The organism is Enterococcus sp. BWT-B8 (assembly GCF_020567625.1).
Taxonomy (GTDB): domain Bacteria; phylum Bacillota; class Bacilli; order Lactobacillales; family Enterococcaceae; genus Enterococcus_L.
The window spans coordinates 176,873-194,277 of sequence record NZ_JAJDJV010000003.1 but is presented as its reverse complement, the minus strand read 5'-3'; the positions used below and the strand labels follow the sequence as shown (position 1 = coordinate 194,277).

Annotated in this window: 6 protein-coding genes; all 6 read left to right on the top strand. The window is 41.1% G+C overall.

The features are described from left to right. Positions 1 to 16 precede the first annotated feature (16 nt). The 6 genes from LI951_RS05295 (at position 17) to LI951_RS05270 (ending at position 17,295) form a co-directional block, all read left to right on the top strand. The gene (locus LI951_RS05295; protein WP_229441498.1) at positions 17 to 700 is read left to right on the top strand and encodes a hypothetical protein; all 684 of its coding nucleotides are present in this window, start codon (positions 17 to 19) and stop codon (positions 698 to 700) included. After that, entirely contained in the window at positions 697 to 1,584 is an 888-nt protein-coding gene (lepB, locus tag LI951_RS05290; RefSeq protein WP_229441497.1) for a signal peptidase I, read from the top strand. Before LI951_RS05295 ends, lepB begins: the two co-directional genes overlap by 4 nt. Positions 1,585 to 1,630: 46 nt before the next feature. Continuing rightward, positions 1,631 to 5,728 (top strand): pectate lyase-like adhesive domain-containing protein, encoded by a 4,098-nt coding sequence (locus tag LI951_RS05285; RefSeq protein WP_229441496.1) that lies wholly within the window; start codon positions 1,631 to 1,633, stop codon positions 5,726 to 5,728. 226 nt (positions 5,729 to 5,954) lie between these two features. Next, on the top strand, positions 5,955 to 8,495 hold the full coding sequence (locus tag LI951_RS05280) for a lectin-like domain-containing protein (RefSeq protein WP_229441495.1): 2,541 nt from the start codon (positions 5,955 to 5,957) through the stop codon (positions 8,493 to 8,495). Positions 8,496 to 8,775: 280 nt separating this feature from the next. Continuing rightward, positions 8,776 to 13,029, top strand: coding sequence for a pectate lyase-like adhesive domain-containing protein (locus LI951_RS05275; protein ID WP_229441494.1), 4,254 nt, complete (start codon positions 8,776 to 8,778; stop codon positions 13,027 to 13,029). A gap of 414 nt (positions 13,030 to 13,443) precedes the next feature. Then, positions 13,444 to 17,295, top strand: coding sequence for a pectate lyase-like adhesive domain-containing protein (locus LI951_RS05270; RefSeq protein WP_229441493.1), 3,852 nt, complete (start codon positions 13,444 to 13,446; stop codon positions 17,293 to 17,295). Positions 17,296 to 17,405: the final 110 nt, after the last annotated feature.

The following is a 17,405-nucleotide window of genomic DNA, read 5'->3' as shown; positions in this document are numbered from 1 at the left end:
AGTAGGAGTACTGAAAATGACAATACTTGCTTGGATTATTATGGGAGCTGTGGCTGGAGCGATTATTTTCCTGCTGCTGACCCTTTACTTTTTAGCTCAGATCTTTTTTCAAAGTCAGAAGTTAAAACGATTGCCGAAACGACCGCCTAAGAATAAGAAAAAGCGAAGAAGATGGACGGCTGCCATCGCAAAGCTGAAACAACGACGCAAACGGGCGCTGCTTTTCGTCATTGTTCTATTAATATCGGCTGTTGCTTGTGGAGGCGGCGCAGGCTATGCCAGTTATTATCAGTCGATTAATTTGTCTTCTGGTGATTCTGCGTTAATTGTTCGCTCGTATTATTTACTTAGAGATTTCAAAGCAGAATTGACGAAAGCTGCCCAGCAGGAAGAGACAGAGGTAGCTTCACAGCAGAACATTCGCTATTTGGCGACCACCTTGGCGGCTTATTCTACCAAGAAGGCCAGTACTGTGAATACACCGGAGGGGCAATCGGCTCTAAACCGGTACTATGCCTCCTTGTCTGAGCTAGGGATGAATGCAACAATGATGAGCGGAAATTTTTACGGGAATGGTGAATTGGCGGAAGAGTTTTTGGCAGACATTGAGAAGACGATCACCTATGAGACAACTGCTTTTGAGTATTACAAGGTGAACCAGTCCGAGCTTGAGGAAGAAGGAGCCAGTGAGGATGAATGAGTCGAGAATTAAAGCAAAAGAATTCGCCTCATCAACGAAGACCCTCCTCCCCTCAAAACACCCCAAGCAATAAAAAAGGGGAAGTCGGGAAGCACTCGTCCGCCAAGAAGAAAAGAAAACGACCGGCACTTGCTTCTGCCAGCCAAAGCCGTTCAGGAAAAGCAAACAGCAGACCACAGAAAAAGGCTGTTGCAGTGATCGGTCAAAAGAAGCGTTCGAAACCGGTAACCAATGTGTCTTCTAATCAAAAGACATTGACGAAACGACCGGCTTCAACGAGGAAAAAGAAGCCACGGGAGAGTAAAAGTGCCCCCAAAAGAGTCTTGCGTAAAAAGCGACCCCTGTTACACCGTATGAGAACAGGGGCAGGGGCGCTGTGGGCGGCATTCCTAGCTGCGGTGCTTCTTTTCCTGTTTGTCAGTTCGTTATTTGTTAAAATCACCAAAGTTTCCGGCTACAGCATGATGCCGACATTACAGGATAATCATACGGTTCTGGTTCAAAAGACGAAAGCAGTTAACCGGTTTGATCTGGTACTGTTTCGTCGGGGAGAGACGCAGCAGGTTCGCCGAATTATTGGTTTGCCGGAAGAACAGATCAAGTATTCAGAGGATTTTCTTTATGTGAATGGTGAGGTAGTGGATGAGAAATTTATCATTGATGAAATCAATGAAGCCCAAAAAAATGGGGGACAGTACACGGCTGATTTTGATCAGTATGATATCAGCCGGGAAGCGGTCATCCCCAAGAATTGTTATTTGGTTTTAGGAGACAACAGAGAATATGGGTATGACAGTCGAGATTATGGACTGATTGACAAGGAGCAGGTGATAGGGGTTGTTCGCATGCGTTTATTACCTTTGAATGACTTGACGGCTTTCTAAAAAAGAGACAAGAACAAAGTAAGTGATTGCGTATGGAGGCGAAAAGATGAAAAAAATTACTAAACTGCTGCTAGTAATAACATTCTTATTAACAATAGGGTATTTGTATAAACCAGCAATACCGATTGAAGCTAAAAAGGATGCCCCCCTTTCTATTCAAAGTGAGCCAGAGATACTAACGCTTAGGAATCAAGCAACTGTAGAAACTACACAAGTAGGCACTAATGGTCAAGCAGCTGAAGAAATTGATCCATTTACTGGTGAAATAGCAGAAGTTTCGACAATGGATGAATTTAAGGAAGCTGTGAGCAGGTCTGAGGTTTCGATTATTTCAGTACAAGAGAATTTAGTTGGAAATACAGGAAGTGCAATGGCGGTAAATCGTTCACTGCTGATTCAAGGGAATGGACATACATTGAATTTTGCACATAATAATCTTTATTTTCAATTAGGAGAAGTAGCTGAATCGTCTGTTTTCCGTATGGAAAATGTAACGATTACAAAAAGCGTTATAATGCCATTGGTGAATGCTTCAGCAGAAGCGAGTGGAAATTGGACATTTGAATTGGAAGATATTCAAGAAGTAGATGCGAATACCATGCAATTAGCGGCTCTCCCTCAAGGCGTTGTCCACTTCACTGGAGGTAATTCCAGCTTCATACGGTCGCAATCGACGAGAACATTTATTGAAGCAAAAGAAATAATCGCATCAAATCATGCAGAAGTTGTTATTAGCCGTGGAAATACTGCAGTCTTTTTCTCAGCTGAAACGGTATCTTCTCCAAAAGTAACAATTGAGGAAGGCGCATCTGTCTCAATTACAACAGCAGCACCAACAGCAGGTGTGGGGGCTACAGCTAATACAATCGATTTACGTGGCAATAATCCAGAGCTGTTAATACAAACAGCCGCTTCCTTGATGGTGAGTACCATAGGGACAACAACTTCTCCTACAAATACGAATGGTAATACTATCGCATTAGTTGGAGCGAACCCCAAAGTCTCTGTTTTTTCGGGAGGAAACGTAACAATATCAAGTACCGCAGCTAAACGCGGAATTTTTTTATTTGGTGATCAGCCAAGCTTAGTAATGCAACTAGGTGAATTAAATGTTACAGCAACAACAGGTCAAGGAATTTGCTTATCTGGCAAGGAGCCAAAAATAATTGCTCAAGATAGTAAAGGAATAATTGAAAGTACTAGTGGACAACGGATTAACCTGCAAGGGGATGATTCACAGATACTGCTAACTAATAGTGTATTTGATATGAAAGCAACTAATGGTCAAGGTTTTTTCATGGGAGGTACGACTCCTGAGATGAGATTGAACAATAGTGAAATAATAATAACAGATAGAGACGATTCTAATGGAATAAACTTATCAGGCGCTGACGCCGTTCTTTTATTAGAAAATAAAAGTACGATTAATATTGTGGGTAGAGGAGCTGGGACTATTAACTCGGATATTAGAATTGGAAATGCTGAGTCTAATCCGATATTAAAGTTATCAAATGAGTCTAAAATATCTATTGAGAGCATGGGGCGTAGTGGGAATGCGATTTATTTATCGGGTGAAAAACCGCAGGTAGATATTAGTGATGGGTCAATACTTTCTATAGATATTGTATCTGGTAGTAAAGCAGGATTATTTGTCCAAGGAATGAACGGAGATATTTCTATTGTTGATAGTGAGATTATGGTTAAAACAGCTCGAGAGGCATCTGCAATAGAAAGTACTAAGTCAGAAACAGGGAATACTGTAATTAAAGATAGTAAAATACATATTCCAATGGGGAATTTATGGTTGATGACAGGAGAGACATTAACTATAGATAATTCTGAAATTGTTTCACCCCGGCTATTTTACAATGCCCTAGAGACAGTAATAAGAAATTATTCTTACCTCAAACTTTATCATGATGGCAGCACTTCATCCATTGGTAATAATCTCCTGGAGGGGATACATGAAGGCGTCATGGGATCTGACAGATTGTCAAATACTACTTTAAGCATTCAAACCAATGCTGTTGTGGATATTAGCAGGACCGATGGAAAAGTTAATAATAATAGTGGATTAAGAAATGCGACTGGTGCTGTGGTGACTATTGAATCAGGTGGGAAGTTATCTGTTTACAATAAAGGAGATGGTGTGCCTAGTGATAGTCAAAATGCGGCTCCTAATGCGGCTGTAGCGTTTAGAGGTAGTAATGGTAATGTGCAAAGTGGTTTCATTGTAAGGGATATGGGAAGTGAGGTAAGAATTCACGCAGAAAATGGTGCGGCAATCACTAACTCATGGTACCTCACTAAATTTGATATGATGCTGGAAGTATCGAATTATGGCTACTTTGAAGCACGAGGAAATACAGCTACAAATAATTCAGGTACTTTCAATATTGCAGCTGCGGACATTGTATTTGATAATCCATTGTTCCTGGATTTTCGGAATGATCGTCAAGGCGGCGGACGAGTGTTTTCTACAACTAGTAATTCACAACTAACTGGTATCAACAGTGACTTGGCTCTTTGGGAAGGCGGTTCAGATTTAGACGGTGATCCATATTTGAACTTTAGAAAGTTAGATTATCAATTTAGCGGGAGTAATTTAACTGAATTGGTGTCTACCAGCAATGAAGAAGAGCTGAATACGTCAACGATTGGTGCGACAGGCTTGCAGGAATATGCACGAGTAAGCTCAAATAATGGGCGCTGGGCAATCGCAGATGAATTACGTGTACCAACCAATGCAGATAAGCATATTTATGGACGTGTGAGTGTTCCTGTAGGACTGGAAGTAACTCGTCCAGCATGGACTGATGAAGCAGAAGTAATCGTAGAAGTGGAACGAAAGAATGGTTCACTGGAAGAATATACTGCTACCACTGTGGGGCATACTAAGGACGAAGTTGGACTCAGCGTTTACGGTGAAGAGCCAAGAGGAGGACTCTTTGACATTGAATTAGATGAATTCCTGAAAGCAGGCGATAAAGTTCGTATCAAGGAAGTAAAGCTGGTTTCAGACGAATTAACTCTGGGAATGGAAAATCTGATTCTTACAGATACGGTGGAGGTGTTCCCAATTGTACCACCAAAACCAGCAGAATTTTCCTCGAAAATGATTGGAAAAACGGCTGCCGGCATTCAGGGACATTCTGAAAATAAGGAAGTGGAAGTGACGGCTGCTCATAATGGGCAAGCCTTTGACACCTCTGGTGTAACAGTGGATGATGATGGGGATTTTACCATTGACTTAACGGCACTGACCTTGGAAGAAGACGATATAATACAAGTGTTTTTACGAGATAATGAAGGATTGGCAGGCAACGCTGGTGTAATTGCCCCGCCTGCAACCAATAATGAGCGTGGAAATATTAACCCGGCAGAATCCTTTGATTTTCATGATACTACATTTGAGCCTGCCGCAACCCTTATGGTTACCAGAGCATCCGTTTTAACAGCAGTGTTTGTTAATGAAGAAAATCAGGTGATGCCTGGCTATACTCTGACAATTGGGGAAGGTCAAGCCATTGATACCGCTTTAAATGTGGGGGATGTGATTGACTTAACCGGCAGTGAGTTTCAAGCGGTTCAGGATCAGCTGACAGCGTTGGAAACAGCAGGGTATGAGATCAGTGTGCGACCGGAGAATGAAACCAGTTTCTCTATTACAGAGACTGCACAAACGGTGACCTATAAAGTCACAGGGCAGCTGTTTCTAAAATCAGCCCCGTCAACCGTTGACTTTGGCAGCATCACGTACAATGCGAAGGTGCAGCGGGTAGACAATCCAAGCACGGATGGTGATTTGGTGGTTACAGATACTCGTGCCACTCAAGCTGCTGGCTGGACATTGTATGCCGCATTAACCACAAATATGAAAAATGATAAAACAGGTTCTATAATGAACGAAGCCCTTTGGTATGTGGACAGTGCAGGAGAGGAACTCTCTCTAACATTGGATTCCGGCAATCAGCCTATTTATACCAATGCTTCTGGGGGAACCTTTGATGTCACTGGTACATGGGGCGGTACGCCAACAGAGCCCGGATTGAAATTAATTGCAGACCCAACCAAAACCACGGTGTCAAGTATCGGTACCTATTCTGGTGTAGTGACTTGGACAATCATGGCTGGACAACCGTAGAAGGGAAAAATGAGCATAGGAAGAGCTTTCCTCTGGGGTCTTATCCACTAACACCATTAGTAATACAGATAAAATATACAAAAAGACAATTTGATAGATTTTGGGATAGTGGTATTACTTGTGTTTATCTTCTTTAATTGGAGAAAACCAGAGAATCAGATTTATAGTGGAAATTTAAGGAAGAATAGTACAAGTTAGAACTTATTAATGGGGAGGTATGAAAGAAATGAAAAGAAAGGTACTTTGTGCTCTTTTTTTGATGATAATTTATTTTTATTGTGGTCAAGGAGTTGCTGCAGCAGAGAAAGGTGCTGATAAGATCCCTAAAGGAGCTATCCAAATTGAGGGATTGTTTACTTCGCCTAATGGGAGTGGAATTCAGGTCAATAATATTAATGATCCTAGTCAAAACGGCGGCTTTCCATATACAGAACTTAAATTATCAGGAAGAAGTAATTGGGTGTCTGTTTGGTCAGAAAGTACATATCGTTTAGATTTTACTAAATCTTTCAACGGAAGAGCGTATGTGAATTTTGGTACAACGAAAGCAGATGGGTTTGCGTTTGTCATGCATAATGATCCCAATGGTAGAAGAGCCCTAACAACAGAGAATAATGAATCAACTGATGGTCAGAATTTAGGCGTGTATGGGGCTGCCAGAAGCTCTAAATCAGGTTTTTTGGGGACTACGCTTCATACACCAGAAGAAGGTGCAATAAAAAATTCTGTAGCTGTGGAATTTGATTTATATGCTAATAGAGGAGACACCTCTGTATATGATGTGAGAGAAAGTAATGGACCGCATGTGGCTTATTCTTTTCCTGGAAATTTAGAAAAAGGGTATCAAGCTGTAGGACCTGGATTAGCAGATGAAGGATGGTGGTTTACAGGTTTGTTAAAGGAAACCAGAAATGCACGAATAAAGCATTATCAGACCTATTCATTACCAGGTATTTTAGGAGATCGTATTCAAGATGGTACTTGGTATGAGTTTATTTATTCGTTTGAAACAGGGACAAAATCATTTTCTTATCAGTTAAGGAATCCTGTTACAGGAAAAGCAACACCAATTGTCAAAATTCCTTGGGCAGATTTGAACCAAGAGCTGAAGTTGGCTACGAATGGATATAAAGCATATTGGGGATTTTCAGCAGCAAACGGGATATTTCAAGGAGAAACAGCTTTTGTATTTACGCAAGTACCTGTTGAACTAAGTGGTGAAGTAAAGAGTGATGTGGTTCTAAAGGATGGAACTGGACAGGAGAGTTCTGTTGTAGTTGCTGAAACAGATGAATTGGGCTCGGTTTTTGTGTCATCTGATGATAGTGTTAGTTTAAAAAGCACATTTTCTGTAAGAGGGGAACTACCTTATGAGGTATCTCAATGGAATGGAATTGTAGAGGCAGGGATAGTTGAAAATGAAGGTGAGGAAGTATTAATTAGCTATATTAGGCGTAATGGAGCTGGAGCAGTCATAGGATCTACTCAACATAAGTCTGCAATACTGGATGTTGATGGACAGATAAAAGTGGCGTTTAATCCAGGTGAATTACGGCTGTTGTCAGGTGAAAGTGTAGAATTTTTTATTGATAATATAAAAATCAGAAGATTCGTAAACAATCATTTTAAGACCAATTTTATGAGTTATATCGAAGGGAGAGAACTGAGCAGTGTTTCTAATTTTCAGAGCTTCTTTAGTCTCCCTGCATATTTCTGGGTAAATGCGGAAGATCGACGTGCTGAACTTTCTTGGACTCCACAGAATTCAGTAAAAGAAAAAGAACTAATAACCAGTGGAACCGATGTTTTAACAATCCCGTTTTATTGGAAGGACCCTGACACAGGAGACTCGTTGAATTTTGTTTTGGCGAAAGAAGGAGGAGCTGTAATAGATACTTGGGGTGCTACTGCACTTGGTAGTGAGTCATTTGTTGCTGCAAGTTTAACAATTCCTCAGGAGCGGCTTGAGCAGGGACAAAATGTGTTTACGTTGGACGTATACAACAGTGAACTGTTGCCATCGTTCTCACAAGATCAAATTATTTTAATTGTGAATGTTCCTCAGTCAGCGCAAGTCAAGGTTGAATTTATAAATGAAGAAAACCAGGTGATGTCAGGCTATACCCTGACAATTGGGGAAGGTCAAACCGTTGATACCGCTTTAAATGTGGGAGATGTGATTGATTTAACCGGCAGTGAGTTCCAAGCGGTTCAGGATCAGCTGGCAGCACTGGAAACAGCAGGGTATGAGATCAGTGTGCGACCGGAGAATGAGACCAATTTCGCTATTACAGAACCTGTACAGACGGTGACCTATAAAGTTGCTGGGCAGCTGTTTCTAAAATCAGCACCATCAACTGTTGACTTTGGCAGCATCACGTACAATGCGAAGGTGCAGCGAGTAGACAATCCAAGCACGGATGGTGATTTGGTGATTACAGATACTCGTGCCAATCAAGCCGATGGCTGGACATTGTATGCCGCATTAACTACAAACATGAAAAATGAAAAAACAGGTTCTGTAATGAATGAAGCGCTTTGGTATGTGGATAGTGCAGGAGAGGAATTTGCCTTAACAGTGGAGTCTGGCAATCAACCTATTTATACCAATGCCTCTGGTGGTACCTTTGCTGTCACTGACACGTGGGGGGACACGCCAACAGAGCCTGGGTTGAAATTAGTTGCAGACCCAACCAAAACCACGGTGTCAAGTATCGGTACCTATTCTGGTGTAGTGACTTGGACAATCATGGCTGGACAACCGTAGAGGGGAAAATAGGGTACCTGTGTTACAGGATAACAATACGATTTTTCAAGGGACGAAAGCGATTGACCGGCTTGATCTGATACTATTTCGCTAGGGAGAGGGAGAGACACAGCAGGTTCACCGAATCGTTGGTCTGCTGGAAGAACAGATCAATGATTCAGGGAATTTTCTTTATGTGAATGGTGAGGTAGTGGATGAGAAATTTATCATTTGAATGACTTGACGGCTTTCTAAAAAAGAGACAAGAACAAAGTAAGTGATTGCGTATGGAGGCGAAAAGATGAAAAAAATTACTAAACTGCTGCTAGTAATAACATTCTTATTAACAATAGGGTATTTGTATAAACCAGCAATACCGATTGAAGCTAAAAAGGATGCCCCCCTTTCTATTCAAAGTGAGCCAGAGGTACTGACTCTTAGGAATCAAGCAACTGTAGAACCTACACAAGTAGGCACTAATGTTCAATCAGCCGAAGAAATTAATTCATTTACTGGTGAGACGGTAATGGTTTCGACGGTGGATGAATTTAAGGAAGCTGTGAGCAGGTCTGAGGTTTCAATTATTTCAGTACAAGAGAATTTAGTTGGAAATACAGGAAGTGCAATGGCGGTAAATCGTTCACTGCTGATTCAAGGGAATGGACATACATTGAATTTTGCACATAATAGTTTCTATTTTCAATTAGAAGAAGTAGCTGAACCGTCTGTTTTCCGTATGGAAAATGTAACGATTACCAAAAGCGGAACAACTCCATTGGTGAGCGCTTCAGCAGAAGCTAGTGGAAATTGGACACTTGAATTGGAAGATATTCAAGAAGTAGATGCGAATACCATGCAATTAGCGGCTCTTCCTCAAGGTGTTGTCCACTTCACTGGAGGTAATTCCAGCTTCATACGGTCGCAATCGACGAGAACATTTATTGAAGCAAAAGAAATAATCGCATCAAATCATGCAGAAGTTGTTATTAGCCGTGGAAATACTGCAGTCTTTTTCTCAGCTGAAACGGTATCTTCTCCAAAAGTAACAATTGAGGAAGGCGCATCTGTCTCAATTACAACAGCAGCACCAACAGCAGGTGTGTGGGCTACAGCTAATACAATCGATTTGCGTGGCAATAATCCAGAGCTGTTAATACAAACAGCCGCTTCCTTGATGGTGAGTACCATAGGGACAACAACTTCTCCTACAAATACGAATGGTAATACTATCGCATTAGTTGGAGCGAACCCCAAACTCTCTGTTTTTTCGGGAGGAAACGTAACAATATCAAGTACCGCAGCTAAACGCGGAATTTTTTTATCTGGTGAAGAGCCCAAAATACAAGTTGATGATGGAAAGATTTCTACAAGTTCTGCTACAAGGGAAGCAATTTTTTTATCAGGCAATCAACCAAGTGTAATGATGGAATTAGGTGAATTAAACGTTGTGTCAACAACAGGTAAAGGAATTAATTTATCTGGCGACCAACCAAGTATAGTGATAGAACTAGGTGAATTAAATGTTACAGCAACAACAGGTGAAGGAATTTACCTATCTGGCAAGGAGCCAAAAATAATCGCTCAAGATAGTAAAGGAATAGTTGAAAGTACTAGTGGACAACGGGTCAACCTGCAAGGGGATAATTCTCAGGTATTGCTGACTAATAGTGTATTTAATATGAATGCAGCTGTAACTGGCGGTCGTACTTTTCTTATGAACGGTACGGCTCCTGAGATGAGGTTGAATAATAGCGATATAGTAATGACAGGTATGACGGGAATAGACTTGTTAGGAACAGATGCTTCTCTTTTGTTGGAAAATAAAAGTAAGATTGATATTAATACGGGAGGTTCTGTGATTAATGGTGATGATATTAGCATTGGAAATCGTACTTCTAATCCGACATTGAAGCTATCAGGCGGGTCTGAAATATCTATTAATAATCCAGGTAGATCTACTATGAATAGTGGTAGGGCGATTTATGTCAATGGTGAAGGATCGCAGGTAGATATTAGTGGTGAATCAACAATTGATATTACAGCTGAGGATAAAGACGGAATACTTTTTTGGGGAGACAATGTAGATATGTCTATTGTCGATAGTGAGGTTATAGTTAAAGCAGCCCTAGATAAATCTGCCATAGGAGGTTCTTTAGGAGAAAAAGGGAGTACAGTAGTTAAAGATAGTAAAATACATGTTCTATCTGGACAGTTATGGTTTGTGGCAGGAGAGACGATAGTCATAGATAATTCTGAAATTAATTCACCTCGATTCCTTTACAATGCTCTAGAGACAGTGATAAAAAATCACTCTTACCTCGAACTTCATCAGGATGGCACGCGTTCAGCCTCTGTTTCTCAGGTAACGAATCCGATTGAGGCTGAAATATTGCAAGGAGTCATGGGAAGTAGCAGATTGGAAGCTATCGAAGTAACCATTCAAACCAATGCTATTGTGGATATTCAAAAAACTGATTACACTACTTCTACTCAATCTGGAGGCTTGAGAAATCGGACTGGTACTATTGTGACTGTTGAATCAGGAGGGAAATTATCTATTTATACTGAAAAGCAGGGTACTACTACACACCGTGTCGATGCTGTGAGGTTTGTAGGTGATAATGGTAATTTGCGAAGTGGTTTCATTGTAAGAGATATGGGGAGTGAAGTAAGGATTCATGCAAAAGATGGTGCGGCAATCACTAATGTATTGGGTTTTACTAAATTTGATGTGGACTTGGAAGTATCTAATTATGGTTACTTTGAAGCACGAGGAAATACAGATTCCAATTTGGCTATTTTCGATATAGGAGCTGCGAACATTATATTTGATAATCCATTGTTCCTAGATTTTCGGAATGATCGTCAAGGCGGCGGACGAGTGTTTTCTACAACTGCTAATTCACAACTAACAGGTATCAACAGTGACTTGGCTCTTTGGGAAGGGGGTTCAGATTTAGACGGTGATCCATATTTGAATTTTAGAAATTTAGATTATCAATTTAGCGGGGTTAATTTAAGGACACTGGTATCCACCAGCAGTGAAGAAGAGCTGAATACGTCAACGATTGGTGCGACAGGCTTGCAGGAATATGCACGAATAAGCTCAAACAATGGGCGCTGGGCAATCGCAGATGAATTACGTGTACCAACCAATGCGGATAAGCATATTTATGGACGTGTGAGTGTTCCTGTAGGACTGGAAGCAACTCGTCCAGCATGGACTGATGAAGCAGAAGTAATCGTAGAAGTGGAACGAAAGAATGGTTCACTGGAAGAATATACTGCTACCACTGTGGGGCATACTAAGGACGAAGTTGGACTCAGCGTTTACGGTGAAGAGCCAAGAGGAGGACTCTTTGACATTGAATTAGATGAATTCCTGGAAGCAGGCGACAAAGTTCGTATCAAGGAAGTAAAGCTGGTTTCAGGCGAATTAACCCCGGGAATGGAAAATCTGATTCTTACAGATACGGTGGAGGTGTTCCCAATTGTACCGCCAAAACCAGCAGAATTTCCCTCGAAAATGATTGGAAAAACGGCTGCCGGCATTCAGGGACATTCTGAAAATAAGGAAGTGGAAGTGACGGCTGCTCATAATGGGCAAGCCTTTGACACCTCTGGTGTAACAGTGGATGATGATGGGAATTTCACCATTGATTTAACGGCACTGACCTTGGAAGAAGACGATATAATACAAGTGTTTTTACGAGATAATGAAGGGTTGGCAGGCAACGCTGGTGTAATTGACCCGCCTGCAACCAATAATGAGCGTGGAAATATCAACCCGGCAGAATCCTTTGATTTTCATGATACCGCATTTGAGCCTGCCGCAACCCTTATGGTTACCAGAGCATCCGTTTTAACAGCAGTGTTTGTTAATGAAGAAAATCAGGTGATGCCTGGCTATACTCTGACAATTGGGGAAGGTCAAGCCATTGATACCGCTTTAAATGTGGGGGATGTGATTGACTTAACCGGCAGTGAGTTTCAAGCAGTTCAGGATCAGCTGACAGCGCTGGAAATAGCAGGGTATGAGATCAGTGTGCGACCGGAGAATGAAACCAGTTTCTCTATTACAGAGACTGCACAAACGGTGACCTATAAAGTCACAGGGCAGCTGTTTCTAAAATCAGCCCCGTCAACTGTTGATTTTGGCAGCATCACGTACAATGCGAAGGTGCAGCGGGTAGACAATCCAAGCACGGATGGTGATTTGGTGGTTACAGATACTCGTGCCAATCAAACCGCTGGCTGGACATTGTATGCCGCATTAACCACAAATATGAAAAATGATGAAACAGGTTCTATAATGAACGAAGCCCTTTGGTATGTGGACCGTGCAGGAAAGGAACTCTCTCTAACATTGGATTCCGGCAGCCAGCCTATTTATACCAATGCCTCTGGGGGTACCTTTGATGTCACTGGTACATGGGGCGGTACGCCAACAGAGCCCGGATTGAAATTAATTGCAGACCCAACCAAAACTACGGTGTCAAGTACCGGTAACTATTCTGGTGTAGTGACTTGGACAATCATGGCTGGACAACCGTAGAAGGGAAAAATGAGCATAGGAAGAGCTTTCCTCTGGGGTCTTATCCACTAACACCATTAGTAATACAGATAAAATATACAAAAAGACAATTTGATAGATTTTGGGATAGTGGTATTACTTGTGTTTATCTTCTTTAATCGAAGAAAACCAGAGGATTTGATTTATATAGATGTAATGTGAATAATTTGGTTTCACTTTTTCTGCTGTCATAAATTAGATCATCTTAATATAAGACTGGGACAAATAAATACTCCCATATACCAATATCAAATCGGATTTATTCTGGTAAAGAATAAGAGGTATGAGAGGAAGTTGTTCCAGTTGATTAGAAGGATAGGATTGGATAGTCAGAAAAATGAAATATAGTATGCCGTCTGACACAAAAAAATAGAAAAGGGGGGGAGTTGAAAAAATATGGAAATCAGAAAAAAAAGTTTGACAGCTGTTTTGTCTATTGCACTTACAGGTTTAGTATTCCAGTGGACCTTGAGTACTCCGATTAAGGCGAATGAAGAGGCCGTCAAAACTGAAATAAGCTCCAGCGGAACAGATTTACTGCAGCAGGATATAATACCTGCTGCAGACAGCAGCATGCTGAGAAATGATGTGAAGAAAGAGCAGACAGAGACTTCTGAAGCTCAGGAAGAAGCTGAAAACGAGACAGAAGAAAGTGCTGTTTTTCCAGTGGAGAAGAGAGGAGTAAATCTGCTTGCAGCCGGTACGGCAGAAGTAACGGACTGGCAAACATTTGTTGAAGCCTTAGCTGATTCAAGTATCACAACGATTTCATTAGCAAATGATATCCAGCTTACAGGCACACTCAATAACTACGAAGGTCTGTTTGATAAAGATTCTGTGAATCTTGATACTGGTTACCAGTATCTGTTTGTCAGTAAGCCTGCGATTTCCAGATCACTGGTTATTGACGGAAATGGACATACCTTTGATTTTGGAAATCTAGCAATCGGCTTTGTGAATGCAGCGACGAATACTTCTAGTTATTGGGATATTACGTTGCAAAATATCAATGTGAAATCTAATAATTATTACGCTCCGTTTTTCTATCCAGTTTTAGCTGAATCAAAAGGGATGACAAGTTATCTAAGTAATTCAAAACTGACTTATGGTGAAAAATACAAACATACTCGTTTCGTTGATACTTACGAAAAATTAAATGTCGCTTTAGCAACCATTAGTGTAACCAATATTCAATTTGTTGATGATATCGTTGTTCCTTTAGGTCGTAATGACACATCCAGACAAGTAGCGAATATAAATAATGCTGCAGAACGGTTTGCATATAGGAATTCGTCAAGCAATACTAATGGTAGGACAACCTTTATTTATTTTAATGCTTTAGGTATTGCAAGGGATGTTGTAATTGAAGGCGATGGTTATACATGGGATCAAGGATCAATAACCTGGTGTTTTACAAATAGAACGATGACTACTACGTCCAAAGCTTGGGGTATCACTTTACAAAATATGAACACCTTCCATGGTAATTATTGGGGAATAATGGAGTTTTGGGATTTATCCAATGCTTATCAGTCAAGAACGACAGTTAATTACATTGACTTTACCAATTTTGGTTCACAGCTAATTGAGTCTCAACGTTCAAAAGTGTCTTTTGGTGGAGATGTACATGTGCAGCAAGTTGCTACATATACTTCAGTTAGAAAAGATGGTTCTGTTATAAGAGATTTTGATGTCAATTATACTCATAATCAGACGATCAGTGTTGCTGCAGCAACTATTGCACCCAATTCTAATGCATATTTCTCTGCTTTAAGTGGAGTGCCAATCCATTTAAGAGAAAGCGGTAATCTTGAAATTGGTGAAAATGCTGTCGTAACAGCTGTTAGAGAAAGCGAAACAGGAAACCCTGAGAATTTTACCCAAGGGTACGCATCTGTAATAGATATCAGCTCGGGTAATTTTATTATAAGAAGTGGAGCAAAAGTAACAGCTGTCTCACATCATACTGTTCAACCTACTGTCGTTTATATGGAAAATAGCAATTCCAATTTACTTGTTGAAGAAGGGGCTGTTTTATCAGTGATTACTGATAGATACAGTGATTCTACTAATGGTGCCAAATATAATCCTTTTTATATGGCAGGCGGTAAAGTTTCAATTTCAGGAACGTTAAATATTACTGGTGAAAATATGGTGAGATCAGGTACACATTTATTTTATGCTAATGCAGCAGTAGATTTTGAAATTGCATCAAAAGGGATACTAAATATCATTAGTGATAGCACTTCTACAAGTCAAAATTTGATGTATTTAGGTAATACTTCATCAAGTTTTAAATTTTCTGATGCCGAAAGAGTTAATTTACAAAAAACAAAATCAATAAGCGGTTCTAATGGATTGATTTATATGAGGAATGGCGGTGTACTAAATGTTTCCGTTCAGAATGTATATCAATGGGCTGATGGAAATATGGCAACAGGAGTAGATGGTGACGAAGGTTATACTTACTCTTATATACCAATGTCAAGCATGCTTTTAACCTATAATGGCTATACTCCAACGATTACCTCTGCCAACTCTATGACAAATGCTACACTGAACAGCTTTAGGGCAAACTTTACAACTCGAAGACAACAGCGTGTGCTGTTTACCCGAATTCCAGATCCAAGTGTCTCCATTCATAGTATCTCGAATGATAATCCTGATGATCCGGGCTCGTATACAGTGTATGGGTATGCAGTTCCGGGCACCTACATTCGACTTTGGGAAGAAGCACTGAACGGGACGACTTCCGCAAAAGAAAAAGGGGTTAATGATACGATTGAATCACCCGTTGAAGATACCAGAATGGCGCAGGAAACGCGTGATAACTTTACTGTTCAGGCGGACAGTGACGGCAACTGGTCGTACACGATCAGCTCTGGAAATTATTTCACTGCTGGAAATGTCATCCATGCGTATGGGTTCGCCAATCTGAAATCAGAAGAACCGACACAGGTTGTTTTGGATAAGACGCCGCCTACAGCCACACCGGTGACTTTCTATATCAGTCAGGGAGATGATCTGCCTGATCCAAGTGCGTTCGTGAAGGATGCAGCGGATACCAGTCCAATCAATACCGGCTTTGATTATGCCTATACGGATGAAGCAGAAGCTGAGCTCCAACGAAACACTGTAGGCACACACACCATTAAAATCAATGTATCGGATCGGGCCACAGATGCAGACGGCAATGCTGCACCGAATACAGCGGTGATTGAAGCGACATTAATTGTTTATGAAAAAGCTTCAGGTATTACTGCCGATGATTTAGAAGTAGCTTATGTCGATATTCGAGACCTGACAGATGCAGAATTAGCAGCATATATTCTGGCGAACAGTCAGCCGGAAGCATTTAATATTGCTAATGGTACGTTCACTGATTTAACAGAGTATGTTCAGGTTAGTGATTTTGGCGGTTTGAATGAGTACGGTAATTTACAACCGGATACGCCGTATGTGGTGACGTTAACGGTGCCGGCAAACGCAGAAACAGGGTTGTCTACGCCATTAACAACAACGATTCAGGTCGTTGTCATCAACATGGATGCCGTATTGACCGTTCAGTTTGAAGATGAGAGCGGAACAGTATTATCCGGCTATACCCTGACAATTGGGGAAGGTCAAACCATTGATACTGCTTTAAATGTGGGGGATGTGATTGACTTAACCAGCAGTGAGTTCCAAGCGGTTCAGGATCAGCTGACAGCGCTGGAAACAGCAGGGTATGAGATCAGTGTGCGACCGGAGAATGAAACCAATTTCTCTATTACAGAGACTGCACAAACGGTGACCTATAAAGTCACAGGGCAGCTGTTTCTAAAATCAGCCCCGTCAACCGTTGACTTTGGCAGCATCACGTACAATGCGAAGGTGCAGCGGGTAGACAACCCAAGTACAGATGGTGATTTGGTAGTTACAGATACTCGTGCCAATCAAGCCGATGGCTGGACATTGTATGCCGCATTAACTACAAACATGAAAAATGATGAAACAGGTTCTGTAATGAACGAAGCGCTTTGGTATGTGGACAGTGCAGGAGAGGAAATCTCTCTAACCTTGGATTCCGGCGGCCAGCCTATTTATACCAATGCCTCTGGCGGTACCTTTGATGTCACTGGCACATGGGGCGATACGTCAGCAGAGCCCGGATTGAAATTAGTTGCAGACCCAACTAAAACCACGGTGTCAAGTATCGGTACCTATTCTGGTGTAGTGACTTGGACAATCATGGCTGGACAACCGTAGAAGGGAAAAATGAGCACAGGAAGAGTTTTCCTCTTAAGCCTTACCCAACAACACCATTATTAATATGGATAAAATTATACAAAAATATAATTTGATAGATTTTGGGATAG